At 66.8% G+C, this 25,399-nt stretch carries 24 protein-coding genes; 12 read left to right on the top strand and 12 right to left on the bottom strand.

All coding sequences use genetic code 11. From position 1 onward, the window contains the following. Positions 1-8: 8 nt before the first annotated feature. Both METUNV1_RS05755 and METUNV1_RS05750 read right to left on the bottom strand, forming a co-directional pair. Positions 9-338 (bottom strand): hypothetical protein, encoded by a 330-nt coding sequence (locus METUNV1_RS05755; RefSeq protein ID WP_008059736.1) that lies wholly within the window; start codon positions 336-338, stop codon positions 9-11. Between the two features lie 14 nt (positions 339-352). After that, on the bottom strand, positions 353-649 hold the full coding sequence (locus METUNV1_RS05750) for a hypothetical protein (protein ID WP_051165280.1): 297 nt from the start codon (positions 647-649) through the stop codon (positions 353-355). Positions 650-828: 179 nt separating this feature from the next. Between METUNV1_RS05750 and ompR the strand changes: the two genes are divergently transcribed. Together ompR and METUNV1_RS05740 are read left to right on the top strand one after the other, a co-directional pair. Then, the gene (gene ompR, locus METUNV1_RS05745) at positions 829-1,557 is read left to right on the top strand and encodes an osmolarity response regulator transcription factor OmpR (RefSeq protein WP_008059734.1); all 729 of its coding nucleotides are present in this window, start codon (positions 829-831) and stop codon (positions 1,555-1,557) included. Positions 1,558-1,581: 24 nt separating this feature from the next. Further along, on the top strand, positions 1,582-2,997 hold the full coding sequence (locus METUNV1_RS05740; protein ID WP_043359184.1) for an ATP-binding protein: 1,416 nt from the start codon (positions 1,582-1,584) through the stop codon (positions 2,995-2,997). On the opposite strand, the gene METUNV1_RS05735 is transcribed toward METUNV1_RS05740, so the two are convergent. Continuing rightward, on the bottom strand, positions 2,998-3,768 hold the full coding sequence (locus METUNV1_RS05735; RefSeq protein WP_008059732.1) for a SapC family protein: 771 nt from the start codon (positions 3,766-3,768) through the stop codon (positions 2,998-3,000). 145 nt (positions 3,769-3,913) lie between these two features. Here METUNV1_RS05735 and METUNV1_RS05730 point away from each other — a divergent pair, with 145 nt between their 5' ends. Beyond that, positions 3,914-4,306, top strand: a complete 393-nt coding sequence (locus METUNV1_RS05730) for a group II truncated hemoglobin (protein ID WP_008059731.1) — start codon at positions 3,914-3,916, stop codon at positions 4,304-4,306. Positions 4,307-4,318: 12 nt separating this feature from the next. On the opposite strand, the gene METUNV1_RS05725 is transcribed toward METUNV1_RS05730, so the two are convergent. Together METUNV1_RS05725 and METUNV1_RS05720 are read right to left on the bottom strand one after the other, a co-directional pair. Beyond that, a complete protein-coding gene (locus METUNV1_RS05725) occupies positions 4,319-5,440 on the bottom strand; it encodes an AI-2E family transporter (RefSeq protein WP_008059730.1) in 1,122 nt (373 codons plus the stop codon). Next, positions 5,437-5,913, bottom strand: coding sequence for a cyclic nucleotide-binding domain-containing protein (locus METUNV1_RS05720; RefSeq protein ID WP_008059729.1), 477 nt, complete (start codon positions 5,911-5,913; stop codon positions 5,437-5,439). Before METUNV1_RS05720 ends, METUNV1_RS05725 begins: the two co-directional genes overlap by 4 nt. Positions 5,914-6,049: 136 nt before the next feature. Here METUNV1_RS05720 and METUNV1_RS05715 point away from each other — a divergent pair, with 136 nt between their 5' ends. After that, complete coding sequence (locus tag METUNV1_RS05715) at positions 6,050-7,675, top strand: MFS transporter (RefSeq protein ID WP_008059722.1); 1,626 nt, start codon at positions 6,050-6,052, stop codon at positions 7,673-7,675. 46 nt (positions 7,676-7,721) lie between these two features. On the opposite strand, the gene METUNV1_RS05710 is transcribed toward METUNV1_RS05715, so the two are convergent. Both METUNV1_RS05710 and METUNV1_RS05705 read right to left on the bottom strand, forming a co-directional pair. Next, entirely contained in the window at positions 7,722-8,930 is a 1,209-nt protein-coding gene (locus tag METUNV1_RS05710) for a M20 aminoacylase family protein (RefSeq protein ID WP_008059721.1), read from the bottom strand. Continuing rightward, complete coding sequence (locus tag METUNV1_RS05705; protein ID WP_008059720.1) at positions 8,927-9,373, bottom strand: MEKHLA domain-containing protein; 447 nt, start codon at positions 9,371-9,373, stop codon at positions 8,927-8,929. Before METUNV1_RS05705 ends, METUNV1_RS05710 begins: the two co-directional genes overlap by 4 nt. A 24-nt stretch (positions 9,374-9,397) precedes the next feature. Here METUNV1_RS05705 and METUNV1_RS05700 point away from each other — a divergent pair, with 24 nt between their 5' ends. The 4 genes from METUNV1_RS05700 to METUNV1_RS05685 are packed head-to-tail and all read left to right on the top strand — an operon-like array spanning position 9,398 to position 13,765. Beyond that, entirely contained in the window at positions 9,398-10,453 is a 1,056-nt protein-coding gene (locus METUNV1_RS05700; RefSeq protein ID WP_008059719.1) for a ligase-associated DNA damage response exonuclease, read from the top strand. Continuing rightward, the gene (locus tag METUNV1_RS05695; protein ID WP_008059718.1) at positions 10,450-12,102 is read left to right on the top strand and encodes an ATP-dependent DNA ligase; all 1,653 of its coding nucleotides are present in this window, start codon (positions 10,450-10,452) and stop codon (positions 12,100-12,102) included. Before METUNV1_RS05700 ends, METUNV1_RS05695 begins: the two co-directional genes overlap by 4 nt. A 54-nt stretch (positions 12,103-12,156) precedes the next feature. Further along, on the top strand, positions 12,157-12,882 hold the full coding sequence (locus tag METUNV1_RS05690; protein WP_139026292.1) for a PEP-CTERM sorting domain-containing protein: 726 nt from the start codon (positions 12,157-12,159) through the stop codon (positions 12,880-12,882). 34 nt (positions 12,883-12,916) lie between these two features. Then, entirely contained in the window at positions 12,917-13,765 is an 849-nt protein-coding gene (locus tag METUNV1_RS05685) for a DUF429 domain-containing protein (RefSeq protein ID WP_162829700.1), read from the top strand. Here METUNV1_RS05685 and METUNV1_RS05680 read toward each other — a convergent pair. After that, complete coding sequence (locus METUNV1_RS05680; RefSeq protein WP_008059714.1) at positions 13,755-14,657, bottom strand: LysR family transcriptional regulator; 903 nt, start codon at positions 14,655-14,657, stop codon at positions 13,755-13,757. The genes METUNV1_RS05685 and METUNV1_RS05680 overlap by 11 nt on opposite strands. A gap of 108 nt (positions 14,658-14,765) precedes the next feature. On the opposite strand from METUNV1_RS05680, the gene METUNV1_RS05675 reads away from it, so the two are divergent. The 4 genes from METUNV1_RS05675 to METUNV1_RS05660 all read left to right on the top strand — a co-directional run bounded on the left by METUNV1_RS05675 (position 14,766) and on the right by METUNV1_RS05660 (position 20,153). Further along, complete coding sequence (locus METUNV1_RS05675) at positions 14,766-15,107, top strand: HPF/RaiA family ribosome-associated protein (protein ID WP_008059713.1); 342 nt, start codon at positions 14,766-14,768, stop codon at positions 15,105-15,107. A gap of 33 nt (positions 15,108-15,140) precedes the next feature. Continuing rightward, positions 15,141-15,842 (top strand): Bax inhibitor-1/YccA family protein, encoded by a 702-nt coding sequence (locus METUNV1_RS05670; protein ID WP_008059712.1) that lies wholly within the window; start codon positions 15,141-15,143, stop codon positions 15,840-15,842. A 180-nt stretch (positions 15,843-16,022) separates the two neighbouring features. Beyond that, positions 16,023-17,186 (top strand): methyl-accepting chemotaxis protein, encoded by a 1,164-nt coding sequence (locus METUNV1_RS05665; RefSeq protein ID WP_008059711.1) that lies wholly within the window; start codon positions 16,023-16,025, stop codon positions 17,184-17,186. Between the two features lie 54 nt (positions 17,187-17,240). After that, positions 17,241-20,153 carry an EAL domain-containing protein gene (locus METUNV1_RS05660; protein WP_232416248.1) on the top strand — a complete coding sequence of 971 codons (2,913 nt, stop codon included), beginning with the start codon at positions 17,241-17,243 and terminating at the stop codon, positions 20,151-20,153. Here the strand turns inward: METUNV1_RS05660 and METUNV1_RS05655 are convergent. The 4 genes from METUNV1_RS05655 to METUNV1_RS05640 all read right to left on the bottom strand — a co-directional run bounded on the left by METUNV1_RS05655 (position 20,150) and on the right by METUNV1_RS05640 (position 25,111). Then, complete coding sequence (locus METUNV1_RS05655) at positions 20,150-20,773, bottom strand: Crp/Fnr family transcriptional regulator (RefSeq protein WP_197315195.1); 624 nt, start codon at positions 20,771-20,773, stop codon at positions 20,150-20,152. The genes METUNV1_RS05660 and METUNV1_RS05655 overlap by 4 nt on opposite strands. A 256-nt stretch (positions 20,774-21,029) precedes the next feature. Beyond that, positions 21,030-21,920: an OmpA family protein gene (locus METUNV1_RS05650; protein ID WP_008059707.1), complete on the bottom strand. Its 891-nt coding sequence runs from the start codon at positions 21,918-21,920 to the stop codon at positions 21,030-21,032. After that, a complete protein-coding gene (locus METUNV1_RS05645; RefSeq protein WP_008059705.1) occupies positions 21,920-22,435 on the bottom strand; it encodes a DUF4398 domain-containing protein in 516 nt (171 codons plus the stop codon). Before METUNV1_RS05645 ends, METUNV1_RS05650 begins: the two co-directional genes overlap by 1 nt. A gap of 153 nt (positions 22,436-22,588) precedes the next feature. Further along, complete coding sequence (locus METUNV1_RS05640; protein ID WP_232416249.1) at positions 22,589-25,111, bottom strand: EAL domain-containing response regulator; 2,523 nt, start codon at positions 25,109-25,111, stop codon at positions 22,589-22,591. Between the last annotated feature and the right edge of the window lie 288 nt (positions 25,112-25,399).

Genomic DNA, 25,399 nt, shown 5'->3' with positions numbered 1-25,399 from the left:
AGGGAGAATCAGGGACCCGGCGCGTCGCGGTACAGCTCGCGCGCTGCGTCCCGGATGTCGCGTCGCAGCTGGCGACGTTCTTCGGGGGTCATGCGGCTGCTGCGCGGGTCGCCGTAATCCAGCCGGCGCACCGGCCCGGAATCCTCGTCGAAGCGACGCATGGGCTGCATCGTTGCGCCGGCCGGAATCACCCGTTCAAGACGCTGCGGTTCGGCAAAGTCGCGACGCCCGCCCGGCTCGCCAGCGAGTACCGGGAGCGACGCAAACAGGGCCGCCCCGACGCACGAACCGGCGATCAGGCCGTACAGTCGTGAACCGGCAAGCTCTGCACACTTCATCCGCTGTTGCTCCTTCACTGCGTCACGTGTCCGAGGGTGTCCGCCTCTGCGGGAACGCCGGCCATGAGCAGCCCGGCGGCCGGATTGTAGAGTGAGCGACTGGCCCGGTGTAGTGAGTACTGCAGTCGTAGATGCGTATCCGCAACACTTTCCGCTTCGGTCACCCCGGCCTGCGGCGGAGTGGCAGGCAGCCCTGCCGCGGCCACCGGGTCCGCCGGCCGCTCGGTCTTCATTGCGGAAGACGGTGCCGCCGACAGGTTGCCGGACAGCGCACACAGTGCGAGCATCGATACAAGCAGCGTCGTTTTCATCCGTGACCCCTCCGGCTTCGACACCGGACATCGTTACGGAATTGATGCTGAGCGGGCGCTGTAAGCGTTCTGTGTTGCCCCGGGCGGGCTTTGTAAGCACGGGTAACCGGCGCGCCGGCGCGTAACATCCGCTCACGGGGCAATTGAACAGGCCGGATTCGCTCGGGTAGCATCAGTCCATGGAAGAAAAAAAACGCAAGATCCTCGTCGTCGATGACGACGCCCGCCTCCGCGCACTGCTCGAACGCTATCTCGGCGAACAGGGCTTCACCGTCAAGTCGGTGGCCGACAGCGGCCAGATGGACCGGGCGCTGGCGCGTGAACTTTACGATCTGATGGTGCTTGACCTGATGCTGCCGGGCGAGGACGGCCTGGCCATCTGCCGCCGCCTGCGCGCGCAGGACAACGCGATTCCGGTGGTCATGCTGACCGCCAAGGGCGACGAGGTCGATCGCATCGTCGGCCTGGAAATGGGGGCGGACGACTATCTGCCCAAGCCCTTCAATCCGCGCGAACTGGTGGCCCGCATCAACGCGGTGCTGCGCCGCCAGGCGCCCAAACCGCCGCCGGGCGCGCCGGCCCTGGACGAACGCGTCGTGCGCTTTGGCCAGGTCGAAGTCAATCTGGCGGCCCGTACGCTGACACGCGACGGGCAGGAACAGGTGCTCACCACCGGCGAGTTCTCGCTGCTCAAGGTGCTGCTCGAATCGCCGCGCGTACCGCTGTCCCGCGACAAGCTGATGGAGCTCGCGCGTGGCCGCGAATACGACGCCTTTGACCGTTCGATCGACGTCCAGATGTCCCGCCTGCGCAAGCTGGTCGAGGACGATCCGGCCAAGCCGCGCTATCTGCAGACCGTCTGGGGATTCGGCTACGTGTTCGTTCCGGACGGCACCCGGCATGGCTGACGCCGGTCGCGCCACCACCCGGCCGTGGTGAGACGCAGTCGCCGGCGCGGCAGCCTTGCGCGCTGGACCGGCCAGACGATTGCCCGTCCGCTGCGCCGCTTCACGCTGCTGCCACGCTCGCTGCTGGCGCGCACCTTCCTGCTGCTGGCGGGCCTGCTCACCGCCTCGGTGCTCGCCTGGTCCGGCATCTACAGCTGGCTGGAACAGGGGCCGCGCGCGCAGCAGGCGGCGCAGATCATCATCAGCGTGATCAATCTGACCCGCGCCTCGCTGGTGAGCGCCGACCCGCAACGCCGGCTCGAACTGCTGACCGAACTGTCGATGCGCGAGGGCCTGCGCATCTATCCCGACGGCGACATCCCGGGCTTCCAGCCCATGGCCGGCGACCGTTCGCTGGCCACCATCGAGCAGGAACTGCGCCGCCGGCTGGACCCGCGCACTCGCATCGTCGTGTCCAAGGGGCTGCAGAGCGGCCTGTTCGTCAGTTTCAGCATTGCTGACGAAGAAGGCGTGGACGATTACTGGCTCATGCTGCCGCGCAGCCGCATCGAGCGTCCGCTTGCGCTGGAGGTGATCGGCTGGGGCACGGCGGCGCTGCTGCTGGCGCTGGGTGGCGCCTATCTGATCGTGCGACGGGTCACCCGCCCGCTGGCCGCGATGAAGCGCGCGGCACGCGCGATCGGCCGTGGCGAGCGCCCGGCCCCGCTGCCAGTGCAAGGCGCGGAAGAACTGGCCGAAGTGGCCAGCGCCTTCAACCAGATGGCCGACGATCTCGCACGCAACGAGGACGAGCGCGCGCTCATCCTGGCCGGCATTTCACACGATCTGCGCACGCCGCTCACGCGGCTGCGGCTGGACATGGAACTGGCCGGGCTGGACCCGGATACGGTGCGCGACATGAGTGCCGACATCGACGACATGGACAAGATCATCGGCCAGTTCCTCGATTTCGCGCGCATCACGACCGGCGAAGAACCGGTCGAGGGCGATCTGGCCAGTCTGGTGCTGGAAGCCGCCCAGGCCTACGCCCGGCACGACAAGCCGGTCCTGCTTGGCCGGGTCGATCCGCTGCCGGCGCTGCGCTTCCGGCCGCTGGCGATACGCCGCTGTCTGAACAATCTGATCGACAATGCGCTGCGCCATGCCGGCGAAGACAGGCAGATCGACCTGCTGTGCAGGCTGGAGGACGGCGAAGCGAGGCTGGAAGTATGCGACCGAGGTCCGGGCATACCGCCGGAGCAGGTCGATCGGCTCAAGCGGCCCTTCACCCGTCTGGATTCGTCGCGCACCGGGCAGAGCGGCGCCGGCCTCGGTCTGGCCATCGTCGATCGCACCATGCGTGCGCACGGCGGCCGCTTCGACCTGCTGCCGCGCGAGGGCGGCGGCCTGATAGCGCGGCTGAGCCTGCCGCTGCCGGCCGGCTCGACCGCAAGAGACTGATCAGTGCTTCGTCGCCTCGGCAGCTTCCTCTGACGGCGGGGTTTCGGCTGCGCCGCGGGTGGCGGTCCGGTCCAGCAGGATGCGCAGGTGACCCAGCGACAGCAGCTGGGCATAGACCAGACCCATCCAGCCGCGCCGGAACAGATCGACCGCGGCGGCCGCGGACAGCGCCTGCAGCTTGGCCTCGTCGATCACCCACAGGCCGTCGAGCCGGAACTTGCGGCCGTCGTTCAGTTCGGCCATCGCGCTCATTTCGTTGAGCAGGCCCAGCTGTTCGATCTCGCGGCAGAATTCCGCGGTGCGCTGCGCCTCGTTCTGGTAGCCCTGCACGAAGGCCAGTGCATTCTTCAGGTAGTCGGTTTCCGCACCGTTCTCGTCGAACAGACGCTCGCCCTCTTCCGTATTGAAACCCGGGAACTTGTCGTCCATGCACACCAGCAGCTTGTCCGGCGCGTTGTTGTCCTGCACTGCCACAAAGGGATAGCGACGGACGAAGGCCGGCACGTAGCGGGCGTCCCACTTGCCTTCCGCAGTGACATAGAGATTTTCCGCGTCACGCAGGCCCAGCAGCGCCACCGGCACCAGACCGCCGGGCAGCCGGGCAAACACGATGGGGTATTCGCGGGCCACGTCGCCGAACTCGACCAGGGCCAGCGGCACGCAGTTGGTTTCCGCGGCGAACTTCAGATTGTCCTGCGGCTTCAGGCGCAGGTCGCGGTGGGTGTCGCGGTTGAGCACGACCACGTTGTCGTAGAACAGCAGGGTTTTCATGGCACTCCTCGGTTCGGTGTAAGCGTGCAGCGCCCGGATTCTATGCCGCGGCCGATGACGTCCCTGCGAAAAAGGTCCGCCGGCCGAGCAATGAAGAAGCCGCCGGCCGCGATAAAATCACGGATTCACGCAAGACACCCCCGAAATGAGCCAGAGCGCCCCCACCTTCTACGATTACATCGGCGGCGAAGCCACCGTCCGCCGACTGGTCGACCGCTTCTACGAACTGATGGACACGCTGCCGGAGGCCTACGGCATCCGCAAGCTGCACCCGGCCGACCTGTCCGGCTCGAACCAGAAGCTGTTCATGTACCTGTCCGGCTGGCTTGGCGGCCCGCAGCTGTTCGTGCAGGCCTACGGTCATCCGCGGCTGCGTGCCCGCCACCTGCCCTTCACCATCGGCGAGGCGGAGCGCGATCAGTGGCTCATGTGCATGCGGCTGGCAATGGACGAAGTGCTGCCGCCGGACGAGGCGAACGAACAGCTGCTGAAGGCGATCGAGGATCTGGCCGACCACATGCGCAACCGGGAAGGCTGAAACCGCCCCGGTTCAGCCCAGGTCGCGGGTGACCGACTGCAGGCGCAGTCGTCGCGCATGGGCGTGACGGGCGCGCAGTCGCGGGTCGGCGGCGACAATGCTGGCGGTTTCACCGATCACCATCACCACGCCCAGTAACGGCAGCACCAGCAGCAGGCCGGCGACGCCCGCGACCGCACCACCGACGAAAATCATCAGCACGGTCACCAGTGGATGCATCTTCAGGCTGCGACCTATGGTGAGCGGCATGAACACGAAGTCATCCAGCAGCCGCACGAACACGAACAGGCCGACTGCGGCGTAGGCCACGCCGGGCGAACCGGGAAAATCGGTCGCCGCCACCATCACCACCACCGCGCAGCCGAGGATGGACCCCACATAGGGTACCCAGGCCAGCACCGCGGTGATCAGTCCCAGCATCAGCGGCGACGACAGCCCGATCAGCCACAGGCCGATCGCCAGGCAGGCGGCGTCCAGCACGGTGAGCTTGATCAGGCCCTGAAAGTAGGCGCGGGTGGTGCGGTCGACCTCGTACAGCAGGTGCAGCGTGCGCTCGAAATAGGCGTTCGGCACCGCCCGCGCCAGAAAGCGCTGGAAACGGCGACCGTCGCGCAGGAAGAAGTAGGCCAGGAAAGGCGCCAGCAGGAAGGACGGCAGCCAGGCCGCCACGCCCAGCATCAGCGCCGGCAGCCGTTCCTGTGCGAAGCCCTCGCCGGCCCTGGCGATGCCGGACGACACCGCATCCGCGACGTGCGCGTCGCGCATGAAGCGGGACTGGGCTTCCAGCGCCCGCAGCGTTTCGTTGAGCAGGGTGAGCCCGCCCTGCAGATAGCGCTGGCCGGTGTCCTGCACGCTCACCGCGTGCGCGGCGAACCAGGGCAACATCAGCGCGAAACACACGATCAGCAGCAGGGCGAAGGCGCCGACCGTGATGTTGGCGGCCGCCTCCTGCGAAAACCCGGCGAACACCAGGCGCTGCACCGGCGGATACAGGAAGTAGTAGGCGATCAGTCCGAACAGGAAGGGCAGCACCAGCCACAGCAGGTGCTGGAACAGGAACAGCGCCAGCGTCGTGGCGAGCAGGATGCCGCACCAGGCCAGCGGCCCCGCGCCGGACGGCTGCAGCCGTCTCACAGATGGCCTTCCTGACGCGCGCCGGCATTCGCCTGTCGCAACCGGCCACCCAGATGGCGGGCCAGAGCCAGCGCGATCTTGGACGCGATCTTGGGGTGGGTTTCCAGCAGGCTCATGAAATCGGCACGGAAGAACACCACCAGCCGGCAGTCGCTGAGCGCCCTTGCCTGCGCGGCGCGCGGTGCCTGATCCAGCAGCGCCAGTTCGCCGAACACCTCGCCCGGCGCCAGCAGCGCCAGCCGGTGCGGGCTTCCGCCCTCGGCACGCAGGATTTCCACCTCGCCTTCGACGATGGCGTAGATCGCCTGGCCCTCGTCGCCCTGGTCGAACACGATTTCGCCGGCCAGGTAGTGACGTTCGTGCCGCAGGCCGTACACCACCTTCAGCTCGCGCGCGGTGAGCGACGAGAACAGCTTGATCTGGCGCAGCGGCTGCAGCGCGGCATGGTCATCGTCGCGGCCGAAAAAACGCACGTCGTGCTCCGGTGGGCGTGGGGTGGAGGTCAGCGCGCAAGCATACCGGCTTTCGCCGTCCGCTTTTGCGGCGCATTCATTGAATTCCCCCTATCCTTGCCGGTCACAGGCGCGATCGCCACAACAAGAACAGACCATGACATCCCGACTGCTGAACTGGATCGATCAGAACATCCTGTCCCTCGGGCGCGAAATGCGCCTTTCCTACCTGCCGCCGCTGATGGTCTACATGGCAGCGGGCATCCAGGGCCTGACCGGCATCGTCGGGACCTTCTTCGTCAAGGACTACCTCGGGTTGTCGGCCGAATTCCTGGCTGCGCTCGGCTTCTGGGTCGGCATACCGTGGGCGCTGAAAATGCCGATCGGCCATCTGGTCGATCTGCTGTGGCGCTTCAAGAGCCTGCTCATCTATCTGGGCGCGACGCTGATCGCCGCCAGCCTGCTCATCATGGCCGGCCTGATCGCCGAGCGCGAAGCGATGGCCGCGGTGCTGCCGGTCAATACCTGGTTCGTGATCAGCGCGCTGCTCAGTCCCATCGGCTACGTGCTGCAAGACGCGGTGGCCGACGCGATGACGGTCGAGGCAGTCCCGCACGTCGATGAGCAGGGCCGGCCGGTGCCGCCGGAACAGCTCAAGCTGATGCACACCACGATGCAGACGCTGGGCCGGGTCGCCATCATCGGCGGCAGCGTGCTGGTGGCCCTGATCAACCTGTACGTGTTCGCCGGCACCGAAAAGCTGCCGGAAGCGCAGAAGGTGCTGATCTACCGCGACATCTACCTGATGGCGCTGGTCATTCCGGCGGTGTCGGTCGCCGGCGTGGCCTTCGCCGCCTGGCTCAGGCGCGGCGCCCTTGCCGCCCACATGTCGCGCGGCCTGTCGCGTGCCGAGGCGGCTGCCCTGCTGCGCGATCCGGACAGCCATACCGACCCCAACTGGTGGATCCTCGGCGGCAGTCTGGTGTTTGTCGTGTTCACGCTGGGCATGGGCCTGTCCGACCTGAAGTGGAACCAGGAAATCATTTTCGCCGGTTCATTCGCCATCATCGCCTTCCTGATGACCCGGCTCACCCGCGAACTGGAACCCGCCGCGCGCAACACGCTGATCGGTACCGCGCTGGTCATCTTCATGTTCCGCGCCACCCCGGGCACCGGCCCCGGCGTGTCCTGGTGGACCATAGACGTGCTCGGTTTCGACCAGGCCTTCTTTTCGGTGCTGTCGCTGATCGGCAGCGCGCTGACGCTGGCCGGCATGTTCATGTTCCGCCGCTTCATGGCGGAACGCTCGATCACCTATGTCGTGGGCTGGCTCACAGCGGCCGGCTTCATCCTATCGATGCCGACGCTGGGCATGAGCCTGGGCCTGCACGAATGGACCGCCCGCGTGACCGGCGGCGTGGTGGACGCCCGTTTCATCGCGGTGATCGACACCGCGCTGGAATCGCCGCTGGGCCAGATTTCGATGATTCCGATGCTGGCCTGGATCGCCAATTCGGCGCCGGCCCACCTGAAAGCCACCTTCTTCGCGGTGATGGCCTCCTTCACCAACCTCGCACTGTCGGCAAGCCAGCTCGGCACCAAGTATCTGAACCAGATCTACGTGCTGTCGCGCGAGGTGAAGGACCCGGCGACCGGCGCGGTCATGACCGCCGCGAACTACGGCGACCTGACGCCGCTGCTGCTCACCGTGGTGGCCATCGCGGTCGTCATGCCGGTCAGCGCCATCCTGATCGCGCGCGCGCTCGGACTGCGCAGCGCATGAAACAGGCTGCGGGAACGCGCGTCCCCGCAGCCTCCGGCGGGTCCTGCTAGGCCAGCCAGCGCTCGACCAGCCGCGTCCAGTAGGCCACGCCCAGAGGGATGATGCGGTCGTTGAAGTCGTAGCGCGGGTTGTGCAGCATGCAGCCGCCGCCCTCGGCATGCGCCGGGTCCGACGCCGCATCCGGTCCGCCGCCGTTGCCCAGCCAGACATAGCAGCCCGGCCGCTCCTGCAGCATGTAGGCGAAATCCTCCGCACCCATGCTGGGCGGGTAATTCACCTGCACCTGGCTGTCGCCGAACACCTCGCGTGCGACCGCGGCGCAGAAATCCGCTTCGCCCGCGGTATTGATGGTCGGCGGGTAGCCGCGGCGGTAGGTCGCTTTCGCGCTCACGCCGTGCGCGGCCGCCACACCCTGCACCACGCGCTGTATGCCGCTTTCCAGCTGGTCGCGCACTTCCGGCGTGAAGGCGCGCGCGGTGCCGCCCAGACGGGCCGACTCGGGGATCACGTTGTAGGCCTCGCCGGCATGAAACTGGGTCACGCTGACCACGCCGCATTCGACCGGCGGCACGTTGCGCGACACGATGGACTGCAGCGCCTGCACCATGGCCGCGCCCGCCAGCACCGGATCGGCGCCCAGATGAGGCATGGCCGCGTGGGCGCCGCGGCCCGCGATCTCGATATCGATCGAATCGCTGCACGCCATCGCCGGCCCGGTGTGCACCGCCATCTGTCCCACCGGCAGGCCGGGCCAGTTGTGCAGGCCGAACACCGCCTGCATCGGGAAGCGCTCGAACAGGCCGTCGGCGATCATGGCCGGCGCGCCGCCCGCGCCCTCCTCTGCCGGCTGGAAGATGAAGTACACGGTGCCGTCGAAACCGCGGGTTTCAGCCAGATATTCGGCGGCAGCCAGCAGCATCGCGGTATGACCGTCGTGGCCGCAGCCGTGCATGCGGCCCGGGTGGGTGGAACGATGGGCGAAGGTGTTCTGTTCGGTCATCGGCAGCGCGTCCATGTCGGCGCGCAGGCCGATGGCCCCGCTGCCATTTCCGTTGCGCAGCACGCCCACGACACCGGTGCGGCCGATGCCCTCGTGTACCTCGATGCCGGCTTCGCGCAGTACGCGCGCCACCACCTTCGCGGTCCGGTTTTCCTCGAATGCCAGTTCGGGATGCGCATGCAGGTCGCGCCGCAGTGCGGTCCAGCGCGCGACGCGTGCATCCAGCGCGTCGACCAGCGGATGCAGTGCGTTCATGAAAGCTCCTCGATATCCGAAAACAGGGCCGCCTGCCCGCGCAGCACGCCGGCCTCGTCGATCACGTTCCACACGGTGGCGCGGCGGATGCGGAACAGCCGACCGTCCGCCCTGACCCTCACCCCGCTGTAATCCGGAATGTAGCCGTCGCGGCTCACCTGCTCCAGCAGCCGGGCGCGTTCGTCGCGCTCGGGTGCGCGGGCCGACAGACGGGACGGCAGCGTGACGAAGGTGGCCCAGTCGTAGCCGAACACCTGCTGTGCGTGCCGGTTGGCGTAGTTGAACACCGGATCGGCTTCGGTGCCGTGCGACACCAGCGCGAACGGCGCGTCATACAGTGCATCTGGCGGAACGCTGATGTCGCGCCCCACCAGGCGGCGGTGACTGTCGGCAAGCAGCGCGCCATGGGCGCGCAAGAACTTCGGGTCGGGCAGTACGGTCATGGTCCGGAAGATACCATCGTCCCCATGCGCACCGACCTGATCACGCTGCGACCGGAAGGCCTGTACTGCGCCGCCGGCGACTTCCATATCGACCCCTGGCGTCCTGTGGCGCGGGCGGTCATCACGCACGCCCACGCGGACCATGCGCGCACTGGCCACGGCGCCTACTTGGCCAGCCGCGAAGGCGAGCGGGTGCTGCGCGCCCGCCTTGGCGACATCGCGCTGCAGACGCTGGACTATGGCGAGCGCCTGCGCATCGGCGACGCCACGGTGTCGCTGCACCCGGCCGGCCATGTGCTTGGCTCCGCGCAGGTGCGGGTCGAGGTGGAGGGTGAGGTGTGGGTGGCCTCCGGCGACTACAAACTGGAGGCCGACGGTACCTGCAGCGCCTTCGAGCCGGTGCGCGCGCACACCTTCATCAGCGAATCGACCTTCGGTCTGCCGGTGTATCGCTGGCGTCCTCAGGCCGAACTGCTGGCCGAACTGAACCGCTGGTGGGCCGCCAATGCAGACGCCGGCCGCAGCAGCGTGGTGTTCGCCTACGCCTTCGGCAAGGCGCAGCGCATCCTGGCCGGCCTCGAGACGCGGATCGGCCCGGTCGTCTGTCACGGCGCGGTCGAGGCGATGAACCGCGCCTACCGCGACAGCGGCGTGGCGCTGCCGGCAACGCGCGCGGTGTCGGAGGGGCTCGACGCCGATCTGCTGCGCCGCGCCCTGGTGATCGCCCCGCCTTCGGCCCAGGGTTCGCCGTGGATGAAACGCTTCGGCGACTACGCCGACTGCTTCGCGTCCGGCTGGATGCAGGTGCGCGGTGCCCGGCGGCGGCGCGCGGTGGACCGCGGCCTGGTCATGTCCGACCACGCCGACTGGCCTGCGCTGATGCGCGCGATCGGCGAAACCGGTGCCCAGCGTGTCATCGTCACCCACGGTCAGGTCGCGCCCATGGTGCGCTGGCTGAACGAACAGGGGCTGGAGGCCGGCGCCTTCCGCACCGAATTCGGTGACGAACGCGACGACGCGGACACCGAAGTGCGGGACGGCGCGCTCGCGCCCGATACCCCGGACGGCCCGCCCGCATGAAGCGCTTTGCCTCCCTGTACGACGCGCTGGACGCCAGCACATCCACCCGCGCCAAGGTGGAGGCCATGCGCGCCTATTTCGCGCTCACGCCACCTGAGGATGCTGCCTGGGCGGTCTATGTGCTGGCCGGCGGCAAGCTGCGTCAGGCCGCCCCCAGCCGCCTGCTGCGCGAAACCGGGGCCCGCGTCGCCGGCCTGCCGGACTGGCTGGTCGACGAATGCTACGAGGCGGTCGGCGATCTGGCCGAAACGCTGGCGCTCATCCTGCCGCCGCCCGAGGCCGACGACGACGCACCGCTGCACCGCTGGGTGGACCGTCTGGGCGCCCTGCGTGCCGCAGCCGCCGGTGACAAGCCGGCACTGCTCGAATCGGCCTGGCGCGCACTCGACGCGCGCAGCCGTTTCCTGTTCAACAAGCTCATCACCGGCGGACTGCGGGTCGGCGTGTCACGGCTGCTGGTGACGCGCGCGCTGTCCTCAGTGGCCGGCGTGCCGGCCGAAACCATCGCCCAGCGACTCATCGGCTATCTCGCGTCGGATCCGGCCCGTGCCGGCATGAGCGGTACGCGCTATGAGGCCCTGATCGCCCCGCCCGGTGAAGGCGAACGGGGTCTGCAGCCCTATCCCTTCTTCCTCGCCCATCCGCTGCAGCAGGCTCCGGCCGAAGCGCTGGGTGACGCGGATGACTGGCTGGCCGAATGGAAGTGGGACGGCATACGCGGCCAGCTGGTGCGCCGGGCCGATGAGGCGGCGCTGTGGTCGCGCGGCGAGGAACTGGTAAGCGAACGCTTTCCGGAACTGATGGAAGCCGCCCTCACCCTGCCCGAGGGCTGTGTGCTCGACGGCGAAGTACTGGCCTGGCAGGACGGCGCGCCGCTGCCCTTTGCCCGGCTGCAGACCCGCATCACCCGCAAGACCGTGAGCCGCCGGCTGATCGACAGCGTGCCGGTCGTGTTCATGGCGTACGACCTGCTGGAGCTGGACGGACAGGATCTGCGCCCGCAGCCCCAGTGGGCGCGCCGCCAGAAGCTGGAGGCGCTGCTCACCGCCAGCGCGCATCCGCGCCTGTTGAGTTCGCCGCTGATCAGCGGCGACTGGCTGGCGCTGGCCGGGCAGCGCGCGCAGTCCCGCGATCGAGGGGTCGAAGGCCTGATGCTCAAGCGACGCGACGCCGCTTACGGCGTGGGACGCGTGAAGTCCGATGCCCGCGGCCAGTGGTGGAAGTGGAAGGTCGATCCCTGGACTGTCGATGCGGTGCTGCTGTACGCCCAGCGCGGGCACGGCCGTCGCGCCGGGCTGTACAGCGACTACACCTTCGCGGTGTGGTCGGTGGCGGCCGACGGCTCGCGCACGCTGGTGCCTTTCGCCAAGGCTTACTCCGGTCTGACCGACGCCGAAATGCGTGCGGTCGATGCCTTCATCAAGGCCAATACGATCGAGCGCTTCGGCCCGGTCTGTTCGGTACGGCCTGAACTGGTATTCGAATTGGGCTTCGAAGGCCTGCAGGCCTCACCGCGGCACAAGTCGGGCATCGCGGTGCGCTTTCCGCGCATGCTGCGCTGGCGCCAGGACAAGCCGGCGGCCGAGGCCGATACGCTGGAGGCGCTGAAAGCCCTGCTTTCACCGGAAGGGTCGATACCGAATGGATAATCCCTTCGGCTGATCGACGGGTGCGCGCCCGTCCGACACACTGCGGCCGTCTTCATGCATTTTCATGTCATGCGCGCACGCTTCCGGGTCACCTCGCCGGGCCCTATTTCCGCTTCCTTTCCCGCTTTCCTGTTCGTGCCACTTCTCGCGCTTCATGCCCCATCCGCGGTCGCAGCGATCTCAGGCAGCGTCAGCTGTTCCGGCACGTTGACCACGCTGAACGGCGAAGGCCTCCATATCCGGTGCGCAGGTGCGCTGTCGCTGAGCGATGCGGTGGTGAGCGATCCGCTGCGCGTCGTGCTGGAGGCATCCGGCCCGCTCAGCCTGACACGCAGCGTACTGCAGGCCCCGGCGCTGGAACTGGTGTCGCCGCAGATCGCGCTCGACAGCCGGTCACGGCTGAATGGCGCGGAGGTCCAGTTCCTGTCCGCACCCGCGGTGGTGCCCGTCCCGCTTTCCCCAAGTAGCGGCTCGCTGCAGGTCGGCGGCAGTCCGCTCGGGGTCATCCCCGGCGCGGGTGCATCGCCTGGACTCACTGGTGGATCGCCCTCCGGTCCGTCTTCAGGCCCGCTCCCGCCGACATCGCCCCGCAGCGGCGGATCGCTGCAGCTGGGCGGCGGCGGTCCGCCCACCTTGACCGGCGGCACTCAGGGCGGCAGCGCCGGCATTACGTCCGGGGCGATGGCGTCCACGGTTCCCGAGCCCTCACAGGCGCTGCTTTTCGCTGCAGGCATGGCGGTTTTCATGTTGCGCTGCACACGGAAATCCGGGCGGCGATAGGCCCGGATCACCGCCGCGGCGTATGCTGCGCCCCATGAGCACGCTGTACGGCATCGATTTCACCTCCGCCCCGTCGGCCCGCAAGCCGATCACCGTCGCGTCCGGGGTCGTGGGCGCGGACGGCGCAGTGCATCTGCGACGCGTCGAACGCTTTCCGTCCTGGGACGGCTTCGAAGCTTTCCTCCGCCGCCCCGGCCCCTGGCTGGGCGCATTCGATTTCCCCTTCGGCCTGCCGCGTGAGTCGGTGCTGGAGCATGGCTGGCCGACCGACTGGGCCGGCCTCGTGCGTGCCGTCACCGCGCTGTCGCGCGCCGAATTCAAGGCACTTGCCGACGCCGAACGCGCGCAGCGCCCGGTGGGCGACAAGTACACCCACCGTGCGACCGACCGCCCCGCCGGCTCCCATAGCCCGATGAAGTGCGTCAATCCGCCGGTGGGCTGGATGTTCATGGAAGGCGCGCGCCGCCTGCTGGATGCCGGTGTCCATGTGCCGGGCATGCATGGCGGAGACGGTCAGCGTGTCGCGCTGGAGGCCTATCCCGGCTGGCTGGCGCGCAGCATCGTGGCCGGCTCGTACAAGAGCGAGGCGGCCGCAGGCCAGACGCGGGAACGGCTGGCCAACCGCATGCTGCTGTCGGAAGCGCTGCTGCGCGGTCAGCATCCGCTGGGCGTGCCGCTGCGCTGCGACGACAACGCGCTGCTGGAAGCGATGAGCAGCGACGGCACCGGCGATACGCTGGACTGCGTGCTCTGTCTGGTGGAAGCGGCCTGGGCCTGGTTGCGGCGCGACGCCGGCTACGGCCTGCCGCTGCACATCGATCCGGTGGAAGGCTGGATCGTCGGCGTATCACGCCCGGAAGCGGTCGATCCGCTCAGGCACTGAGGCCGTTGCCGACGTCGGTGCGGCGGCCAGCCAGCACTTTCTGCACCAGCGGATGCTGCACCCGCCGCTCGGCGGAAATGGCGTAGAAGTGCTCGACCACTTCGGTGCAGCGGCCGACCAGGGTCAGCGCACGGTGTCCGGTCAGTTCGTCGTGTGACCATTCGGTCGCCGGAAAGGCACCCATGCCACTCTCGCCGAAAATGGCGAGCAGCGCGCTGTCCTCGAATTCGCCGGCCACCTGCGGCCGCAGGCCGCGCCGCTCGAACCAGTCCTCGATGCGCGCACGTACTGCGGCGTGGCGGGTGGGCAGCAGCAGCGGCATGCGCTCGAGACAGGCCGGAAAACCGATGTCCGCCGCGGCGGCCAGCCCGGCCGGCGCATACCACTCGAGGGCCGCGTCGCCGACCGGGTGGCTGTACACCTTCAGATTGGGATTCGCCGGCGCCGGCCGGTCGGCCAGCACCACGTCCAGACGGTGCAGCGCCAGATCGGCCAGCAGGTCATCGAATTCGTCCTCGACGCATACCAGATGGAGGCCGGGCGTTTCGGTCGCCGGTTCAAGAATGTGGCGCACCGCAGCCTTGGGCAGGCCGTCGGAAATGCCCACCGACAGCCGCACGCCCTGCGACTGCGCCGCCTCGCGCACCGCCAGCGGCAGCTGTTCGCCCAGCTGAAAAATCTGTTCGGCCAGTCGCACCGCCGCCGCACCGGCCGCGGTCAGTTCAACGCTCCGGCCGGCCGGCTTGAACAGCGCATGGCCGAGCGCCCGCTCCAGTTCACGTATCTGGGTGCTCACGGTCTGCACCGCCATGTCCAATCGTTCGGCTGCGCGCGCGATGCCGCCTTCCTTGGTGGCGACCCAGAAGTAATACAGATGACGGTAGTTGAGCACGATCTCTCCTGACTTCGTATTTTACGAAGTGAAACTACCATCAACATCCATTTTTAGGAAACCCGGACCTGCGTACAGTGAGCGCTCCCATCCACAAGGAGGTGAGCCATGGAAGTGATCGTCGAAACACGTCATCCGGAAGGCCAGGCGCTGCGCAGAGCGGCAGAGCACCGACTGCGCTTCGTGCTGCGACGTCTGGCCTGGCGCATTCCCCGCGTGACGCTGCGGCTGGCCGACACCAACGGCCCGCGCGGCGGCGAGGACAAGGAAGTGCAGGTGACGCTGCAGCTGGCAGGCGGCCCGCCGCTGCTGGCGAGAGCCCGCGCGCGCGAGTGGCACGCGGCGCTGGACGGTGCGCTCGATCGCGCCAGCCAGCGGCTGCGCCGCACCCTGAAGCGCAGCCGGCAGCGGCTGCATGAACGCAGCCGGCCCGATCTGCAGCCGGCCTGAACCGATTTTTATGCATCGAACAAGGAGATCATGATGGATGACCGTCTTTCCCGTGCGCGCCCTCTGACGCTGCGCGCCGACCACGTATCCGACGCCACGATGGTGATCGACGAGCGCGCCCGGGGCGTGCTGCGCAACACCTGGATGCTGCTCGGCCTGAACCTCGCTTTCAGCGCTGCCGTCGCCTACTTCGCCATGGCGGCGAAATGGCCGGCCCCGGGCATCCTGCTGACCCTGGCCGGCTACTTCGGCCTGCTGTTCGCGGTCACCAGGTTCCGCGACAGCGGTGTCGGCGTGCTGCTGACCTTTGCGCTGACCGGCTTCATGGGCTACACCGTCGGGCCGCTGCTCAACGCGGTAATGGCGCTGCCCGGCGGCAGCCAGACCATTACGCTGGCGCTGGGCGCGACCGCGGGCGTGTTCCTGACGATGGCGGGCTGGGCCACCGTGACCCGACGTGACCTGTCGGGCATGGGCAGCTTCCTGTTCATTGGCATGGTGGTCGCGATGCTGGCCGGTTTGGGCGCGATCTTCTTCGAAATTCCGGCGCTGTCGCTGACCGTGTCCGCGGTGGTCGTGCTGCTGATGGCGGGCATGATCGCCTTCGAAACCCAGCGCATCGTGCGCGGCGGTGAAACCAACTACGTGATGGCCACGACCGGCCTGTTCGTGTCCATCTTCAACCTCTTCACCGCCCTGCTGCAGCTGTTCGGTTTCGCCGGCAGCAACGACTGATCAACCTCCTCCGGTGCACCCCGGTTATCCGCGCGCGGCGCACGCCGCCCGCGGATTTTTTTCGTCGGTCGCCGCCCGGCGGACCGGCTCAAGTCGGCGGGAAATCCGCCCGATAAGCGGAAACGAAGGGTTCTGTCGCACACCCTTTCGATGAACAGAATCCGGGGGCACGGAGGAGACATGTTGAAAAGTCTGAGCATCCGCAAGGCGTTTGCCGCATTTGGCGCGTCGTCGGCACTGGTGTGCTGCGTCGTCCTGAACCTCGCCATCGGCAACGCGAACCTGCCGCTGCAGATCGCCCTGTCAGCGCTGCTGCTGGCCGGCGGCGGCGTGACCGGCATCCTGATCGGACGCTTCTATGGCCAGCGCGCCGAGGTCATTGTCGGCGGGCTGAATGCGCTGGCCAAGGGACATCTGGACTGCCGGCTCGACCTCGACGGTCGCGACGATTTCGCCTGGCTCTGTTACGAGTACAACGCAGCGCGCAAGGCGGTTAAGAAGCTGGTCGAGCATCTTCAGGCCCTGTCCAGCACGCTGACCTCCGCCGCGGTGGAGCTGTCCGAGCACTCCGGCAGCGCGCGCGAGAACGGTGCGCGCCAGCTGGACTCGATCCGCGCGGTGGGCAGCGCGATCGAACAGATGAGCGGCAATATCCGGGACATCGAATCGCTTTCAAGAGAGGCCGACGAGCTCGCGCGCAATGCCGGCGAAGCGTCGCGCGTGGGCAAGAGCACGCTGCAGGCCTCGCTGACCGGCGTGCATGCTGCGTCAGACAAGATGGCGGCGTCCCTTACCGTGATCGAGGAGCTGGTCGAGGATTCGCGCGCGATCAACCGGATCAACGAGCTGATCAAGGAACTGTCGGACCAGACCAATCTGCTGGCGCTGAATGCCGCGATCGAGGCGGCGCGCGCCGGCGAGCAGGGTCGCGGCTTCGCGGTCGTGGCCGACGAAGTGCGCAAGCTGGCGCAGCGCAGCCAGGTGTCGGCCAACGACATCAGCCAGCTGGTGGTGCGCATCCGCGACGACGCGGAACGCACGATAGAACTGGTGCGCAGCGCAAACGCGGAAGTTGACGGCGCAACCGGCAGCACCGCCACCGCGGTGAACGAGTTCGACGACATCCTCAGCCGGCTGGAAGCGCTGTCCGGGCGATCGGCCACGATTTCCAGCAGCCTCGGTGCCCAGAACAGCGCGGTGGCCGAAATCGTCCGCAACGCCGATCTGCTGTTCGGGCTGTCCGAGCGCTCCGCGTCCGGTGCCGAGGAAACCGCGCGTCAGGGCGACGAGGTGGCGCGCTCTGCACAGTCGCTGCAGGAGGCGGTTCAGGCGTTCCGCATCTAGTCAGGGCCGCGTGCCGGCACGGCCGGACTCCTTTCAATTCCACCGCGGATGGCGATGCGCTTTCATCTTCTGTTCGGCCCCGCAATCCGGCTGATGAACCGGCTGGACTATCGGCGCAAGTTTGCGGTGTTCGGCGGTCTGGTGCTGCTTGCACTGTTCGTCCTGTCGCACAGCCTGTATTCCAGCCTTCGTCAGGACATCGAGGCCGCGGAGCACGAACTGGCCGGGCTGTCCCATATCCGCACGCTCAGCCAGATTGTCCAGCGTGTGCAGAAGCACCGTGGCCTGAGGGCGGGTGAGCTGGCCGGCGTACGCTCGATGGGCGCCGAGCGCCAGGTGCAGGCAGCCGAAACCGACGCGCTGTTCGATCACATAGCCACCCAGCTGCCGGCCGGACTGCTGTCACAGCGTGATCTGTTTGCACTGCGCACCGACTGGGAACGGTTGCGCAGTCCGGGTGAGCCGATGGACAGCCCGGCGAATTTCGATGCCCATACCCGGCTGATCGAACGGCTGCTGAACTTCGAAGCGGATGTGGCCGACGCGTACGGTCTGACGCTGGATCCGGACCCGGCATCGACCTATCTGATCGACAGCAGCGTGAGCAAGCTGCCGGCCACCATCGAGAGGCTGGGCCGCGTGCGGGCCTTTGGTGTCGCCCTGCTGTCGGCAGGCCACGCGTCGCCCGAGCAGGTCAGCGAACTGTCCGCACTGGTGACCGAACTCGATTCGGCACGCAAGGTGGCGGGCTACAACATCGAGAAGACCGGGCGCTACAACCCTGCCCTGCAGTCCGAAATGTCGCGCTCGGCGGTCGATATCGGCGATTCGCTGAGTGCCATTGTGCGGCTGGTGCGGACGCGCATCCTGTCGGGCCCGGTCACGCTCAGTCCCGAAGTGTTCTACCGCGACGCGACCTCGACGATAGACAGCCTCTACGCCCAGATCGAACACATGCTTCTGCCGGCGGCCGAGCGCCTGATCCGGGAAAGACTGGACGGTCTCCGCCACGCACTCATGCTGACCATGGGTATGGTGTCGGCCCTGCTTGGCGTTGCTCTCTACTGTTCGATCGGTGGCTACTACGCCATCACGCGTTCAGTGCGCAATCTCGCCGAATCCGCCCGTGCGCTCGCCGATGGCCGGCTGGAGGAACGCATCCGGCTCGACAGCCGGGACGAACTGGCCCAGATCGCCGGCAGCTTCAACGACATGGCGGCCGGCCTTTCGGCGCTGATCGCTACCCGTCGTGACAACGAAGACACCATGCGCGCCATCATCGATTCCGCCCTCGACGCCGTGGTGCAGATGAACGAGGACGGCGAGGTCACCGGCTGGAATCCCCAGGCGGAAGCCATCTTCGGATGGACACGCAGCGAAGCGGTGGGCCAGCCGATGCACGCACTCATCGTGCCGCCCGAATACCGCGAAGCCCATGTGCGCGGTCTGCGTCACTTCCTCGCGACCGGCGCCGGTCCGGCGCTGAACCGGCGCCTGACGATCACCGGGCGTCACCGGGACGGCCACGACATTCCGATCGAACTGACCATCGCGGTCAGCCGGGTGAACGGCCGGCACGCTTTCAGTGCGTTCATCCGCGACATCACCGAACAGAAGAAGGCGGAAGAGCTGATCTGGACCCAGGCCAATTACGACGTACTGACCCAGCTGCCGAACCGTCGCATGTTCCGCGACCGGTTGGATCAGGAACTTCTGAAGGCCAATCGCAGCGGACGTTGCATGGTGCTCATGTTCATCGACCTCGATCGTTTCAAGGAGGTCAACGACGCCTTCGGTCACCAGACCGGCGACGTGGTGCTGATCGAGGCGGCACGACGCATACGGAGCTGCGTGCGCGAATCCGATACGCTGGCCCGACTGGGCGGCGATGAATTCACCGTCATTCTGTCCGAGCAGGACGATGCCGCCCACGCTCAGCGGGTCGCCAGCGACATGCTGCAGGTGCTGACCGCGCCCTACGACCTCGGCCACACGTCTGCGCACCTGTCGGCCAGCATCGGCCTCACCGTCTATCCGCAGGATGCCGCCGACGCTGACGGCCTGATACGCAATGCCGATCAGGCCATGTACGGCGCAAAGGACAGCGGCCGCAACTGTTTCAACTTCTTCGTCAGTTCGATGCAGGAGGCTGCGCAGAAGCGGCTGCAACTGATCAAGGACCTGCACGCGGCACTGGAACAGGAGCAGCTGGTGCTTCACTACCAGCCCATCATCGGTCTGGAAACCGGCACCATACACAAGGCGGAGGCACTGCTGCGCTGGCAGCACCCCCAGCGAGGTCTGGTCAGCCCGGCCGATTTCATTCCGCTGGCGGAAGAGACCGGCCTGATCGTGCCGATCGGCGACTGGGTATTCCGTGAAGCCACCCGCCAGCTGCTGCGCTGGCGCGAAGCGTATGCCCCCGGGCTGCAGGTGAGCGTAAACAAGTCACCCGCCCAGTTCGAACGCAGTGCCGGCGATGAAGGCTGGATAGACCATCTGCAGACCCTGGGCCTGCCCGGTGACAGCGTGGTGATCGAAATTACCGAAAGCCTGCTGCTGGACGCCACGAGCAAGGTGGCCCGCCAACTCTGCAAGTACCGCGAAGCCGGCATCCAGATATCGATCGACGATTTCGGCACCGGATACTCTGCACTGTCCTACCTGACCAAGTTCGACATGGACTACCTCAAGATCGATCAGTCATTCGTCCGCAACATGAGCCGGGATCCGGCCGGTACCGCACTGCCTGAAGCCATCATTCTGCTGTCGCACAAACTGGGGCTGACCGTGGTGGCCGAAGGCGTCGAAACCGTCGCCCAGCGCGACCTGCTGCGCGATCTGGGCTGCGACTACGCGCAGGGCTATCTGTTCTCGCGGCCGCTGCCCGCAGCGGACTTCGAGGCGATTCTGAAAATGCAGAGAGGGATGCCCCACGGCTGTGTGCCGATGATGGGCATGGCCTAGGTTGCGGTGCGGTCCGGCAGGAGCCGGTCGTACTCCTTCTTGACTACGGCATAACACTCGCAGGTGCGCCGCTCCAGCCCGGCGCGGTCGAGTACGTGGATGTGGCCACGCGCGTAGCGGATCAGACCTATCCTTTGCAGTTTCAGCGCGGCTTCGGTCACACCCTCGCGGCGCACACCCAGCATGTTGGCGATCAACTCCTGGGTCATCGTCAATTCGCTGCCCTGCAGCCGATCAAGGCTCAGCAGCAGCCAGCGGCACAGTTGCTGGTCCAGCGTGTGGTGTCGGTTGCATACCGCGGTCTGCGCCATCTGCGTGATCAGCGCCTGGGTGTAGCGCAGCAGCAGGTGCATCACGGGTCCGGCGCGGTTGAACTCGTCCTTGATCTTTTGCGCGCTCATCCTGACACCCTTGCCGGCGCTCTGAACGACCGCACGACTGGGCGTCGATTCACCGCCCATGAAAAGGGAAATGCCGACCACCCCCTCGTTGCCGACCACGGCGATCTCGGCGGAGGCACCGTTCTCCATCACGTAAAGAAGCGACACGATGGCGCTGGTCGGAAAGTAGACATGGCTGAGGGTGCGCCCGGATTCGTACAGCACCTGGCCCAGCGGCATATCGACCCATTCGAGCAGAGGCAACCAGCGCTGCCAGTCGGCCTCGGGCAGCACTGCAAGCAGCCGGTTGCTCTTCGGGTCTGCAGCATTCAAATTCAACGCCCTCCGGCGACTCGTGTAATCGGAAAAAGCGGGCTGGGCTGACTACCGGCACGTCCCTGAAAACACTATAGCAACTGATTTGAGGGATCTTTTGTGCGGTAGCGAACACAGTCGATGGGCGCTCGTCGAAGCGCTGTTCCGCGGCTGCGGCCGATCAGCGACGGCCATCGCTCCGGGTGTCGATGATGATGTCGACGCGACGGTTGCGCAGGCGCCCGCTCGCCGAGTCATTCGGGGCGATCGGCATATGCTCGCCCATGCCCGAGGCGACGATGCGTGTGGCGGAAATACCGCGCGCCACCAGATAGGCTTTCACCGCATCAGCCCGTCGCTGCGACAGGTCGAGATTGGCGTCACCGCGCCCCACGCTGTCCGTGTGGCCTTCTACCGTCGCCGTGCGTTCGGGATAGACCTCCATGAAGGCCGCAATTCTGTCCAGACCTGGCGTAACGCCCTCATTGAGTCCGGCTTCCCCGCTGCCGAACAGCACATCGCCCAGCGTGATGACCAGACCACGATCGGTCGGCCGGCCCTCGAGTTCATCGATCCGTGCCTGAACTGCTGCACCCGCCTGTTGTGCCGTGCTCGCCTCTGCGCGCGCAACCTCAGCCTGATGTCTCGACTGCTCGGCGTCTTTTCGTGCCGAACTCAAGTCGTCACGCGCAACGTCCGCCTGCCGTGTGCGGGCATGCAGCCGCGCTTCCTCGCGCTGTACGACGAGTCGTTCCCGCTGCTCTTCCGCCAGTCGCCGTTCCGCGAGCGCACGGGCGATGTCTATGCTGCGTTCGGCCATCAACAGGCGATGCGCCGCCAGTTCGTCGTCCTGATGCGGCAGTTCCGCTTCACGTACCGCGGATTCGGCCGCGTTGAGCGCCTCCGGCGCGCGGCGGGCGAGCTGCGGGTCTGCCTGCAACTGCGCCAGCCTGATGCGGGCTGCTTCGGCGCCCGGCGAGGGCGCGGGCAGTGCGGAGCAGGCTCCCAGCGCAAGTGCACCGACGACGACGCCACTGAGCGGTGACGAAAAGCGGTGGATCCTGGCATTCATCAGCGGTCTCCCGTGTTGCGCTGCATTTCCTGCTTCAAGGTGTCGGTGCTGCGGCTCATGTCGGCGTTCACGGCGCGCGCGCGCGCCAGTTCCGCGCGTGCGGTCGCCAGTTCCGCGCGTGCGGTCGCCAGTTCCGCGCGTGCGGTCGCCAGTTCCGCGCGTGCGGTCGCCAGTTCCGCGCGTGCGGTCGCCAGTTCCGCGCGTGCGGTCGCCAGTTCCGCGCCTGCGGTCGCCAGTTCGGCGGACGCGCGGGCCCGCTGGGCCAATCTGTGGGCGCGCCCCATGTCTTCCTGCCGGACGGCCTCCCGGGCCGCATTCAGGCTGTCACGCGCGTCGCCCAGTTCGTTTGCGGCGTAATCGGTCACACGCGCCTGCTCTGCGGTCGCGATGGCACGCTCAGCCGCCTCGATCGAAGCCGTGGGCGGAGGTGCCGACGCGCAACCAGACAGCGCCACCAGCGCATTGAAGGCGAAGATGGCCCGGCTGGGGCGCAATGTTTCGGAACGGAGGCTCATGATGTAGTTCCCTGTCAGAACCGCCGACGACGAGCGTCGCCGCACGGTCACGCCCTGCAGCGCACTCCTGCGCACGCATGAGGTCGCATGGTCCAGGGTTCAGTGTTGACCGGCGGTTTCCTGCGGTCGGTACGCTGACGTACTCAGAGCCGTTCAGCGCGCGGGCATTCCACCTGCAAGAAGGCCTGCAAATCCGTCAGCCTCCATTGGTCTGCCCACCAGATGTCCCTGCACCGCGTCGCACTGACGGATGCGCAGCAGCGCCAGTTGCTGCTCGGTCTCCACGCCTTCGGCAACCACCTTCTGGCGCAGGTGGGTCGCCATGCCGATGATGGCGCCGACGATGCCCGCATCGCCATCTTCGCTGTCAAGATCGTGTATGAACGACTGGTCGATCTTCAGCACGTCGAAGGGAAACCGACGCAGATAGCTGAGGCTGGAATAGCCGGTGCCAAAATCATCCATCACGAGCTTTACCCCGATGCTCTTCAGCGATCTCAGCACGCTCATGGATGATTCGGCGTCCTGCATCAACCGGGTTTCGGTCAGTTCGAGTTCAAGCAGATGGGGTGGCACGCCGGTCTCGTAAAGAATCCGGGCAACGCTCTCCGCAAAGCCCGGACGCCGCAGTTCGACCACCGAAATGTTGACAGCGACGGGCACGACGCACAGCCCCCTGTCCTGCCATGCGCGGATCTGGCGGCACGCCTCACGCAACACCCATTGTCCGATCGGTACGATCAGACCGCATTCTTCGGCAATCGGTACGAACTGGGTTGGTGAAACCAGTCCGTGATCGGGCGTCCGCCAGCGTAGCAGCGCTTCGGCGCCGGTCACGGCTCCGGAGGCGAGATTGATCTGCGGTTGATAGTGCAGCCGGAACTCCTGATTGCCGAGCGCCCTGCGCAGACCGCCTTCTATCAGCAGACGCTGCACTGCGCGTTCGTTCATTTCCGGTGTGAAGAACTGGCAGTTGTTACGCCCCTGGGCCTTGGCGTGATACATCGCGATGTCGGCATTCCGCATCATGGCTTCGGCGGTGTTGCCGTCGTCAGGATAGACACTGATACCCACGCTCAAGGTGATCTGCAGTGTGTGCCCGCCGACCTGCTGGGGTTCCAGGAAGGCCTGGTGAATCTTGTCGGCGACACCGGCGGCGTCCTGCGGCTGTTCGATCTCCGCAAGCAGGATGACGAACTCGTCGCCGCCCTGACGACACACCGAGTCAGTGGCGCGCACGCAGCCGATCAATCGCTCCGCCACGCATTGCAGCAGCTGGTCGCCCACTGCATGCCCGAGCGAATCGTTGATGCGCTTGAAGAAGTCGAGATCGATGAAAAGCAGCGCCACCTGCTTGTGATGGCGTGCCGCCTGGCCGATGGCCTGAGCAAGCCGCTCGGTCAGCAGCGCACGGTTGGGCAGTCCTGTGAGGAAATCGTGCTGCGCCATGTAAGCCATGCGTATCGCCATGGCGCGTGACTGACTGACGTCGTGGAATACGATGACTGCACCGGTTACCCTGCCCCGACGGTCGTGTATCGGTGCAGCAGAATCCTCGATCGGCAGTTCGACGCCATCGCGACGAACCAGCAGGCAATCCATTGCCAGACCGACCCGCCTGTTCTCGGCGATGGCCCGTTCGGCAGGATTGGTCGCCACGACGCGGCTCGTGCCGTCGATGACTGCGAATATCTCGCTGAGCGGGCGGCACAGTGCCTCGGGTGCAGACCAGCCGGTCATCGATTCGGCCACCTGGTTCAGATAGCTCACCCGCCCCTGGGAATCGGTCGCGATCACGGCGTCACCGATCGAATTCAGGGTCACCTGCGCGCGTTCACGCTCATCGAACAGCGCTTCCTCGGCCTGCAACAGGGCATTTTCGGCCTTCTTGCGATCGGTAATGTCTTCGACCGTCTGCACGCAGCCCTGTGGTGCGCCGTCGTCCGTCATCCAGGCGGCATGCATCCGTGCCCATACGACTTCGCCGTCCCGCTGCAGCAGACGCATTTCCCCGCTGAACGTCTTGGCACTCTGCAGCACAGCGGCAACTTCGAGCTGCACGCGGGCACGATCATCCGGATGAATGAAGCAGCTCCAATGCCGGCCGGCAACGTGCCGCGCATCAAGCCCGGACATTGATTGATAGGCGTCATTCGTGTAGGTGCACAGCCCCTGCGCATCGGTCACGACGATACCCAGCGGCGAGGCATCACTGATCGCGCGAAACCGTGTTTCGCTGAAGCGCAGCGCACGCGCTGCCGCGCGGCGCTCCAACGCATGGCCGACGGTGCGCGCGAGCCATCGGGCGTCGGTGTCTCCTTTGAGCAGAAAGTCGTGTGCGCCGCACTGCAAGGCTGCACGCGCGCGCGCCTCATCACCGGCCTCGGCAAGCACGAGCAGAAGTGCGTCAGGCGCCAGCGCACGTATCTGTCCGCAGGTTTCGAGGTTGTCGGCGGGCAACAGTGCGAGATCGAGCAGTACGATCGTGATGTCGTCGCGGGTCAGCTGTTCCGCGGCATCGGTCAGCGAGGTCACGCATTCGACCCGGAAAAGGTGTCCGCTCATCGCCTGCGCCTCGGTGCCTTCAAGCACACCGCGCAGCCGCCCCGCTTCCCGGGTGTCGGCATTGACGATCAGTACGCGCGTCCGGGCCGCGTCCATGTCATGAGCGTCCACTGCATGCTCCCGTGCGGCGCATGACCGCTCGTTCAGCGCATGCGCCGGGCACGTACCTTGCCCTCCCAGATGCAGCTCATCGAGCCGCAGCGGTAGCGATAGATAGACACGAAAAGATTGACGAACAGGTCCATCAGATTGCGCTGCACGCGATAAGCCGAACGCCCGCAGCGAGGACACGGAATGCCCTTTGCGTAATGTCCGGAGTCTTCGCTGCGCGCCGTGGCGTCTGAAGCGGGTATGTGCATTCGAACCTCCATGTCACGTTCTGCAGGCAGGCAGATGACA

This window comes from Methyloversatilis universalis FAM5, from assembly GCF_000214035.2.
GTDB classification, from domain to species: domain Bacteria; phylum Pseudomonadota; class Gammaproteobacteria; order Burkholderiales; family Rhodocyclaceae; genus Methyloversatilis; species Methyloversatilis universalis.
The sequence above is the reverse complement of the archived record's forward strand: the minus strand, read 5'-3'. Positions and strand labels throughout refer to the sequence as shown.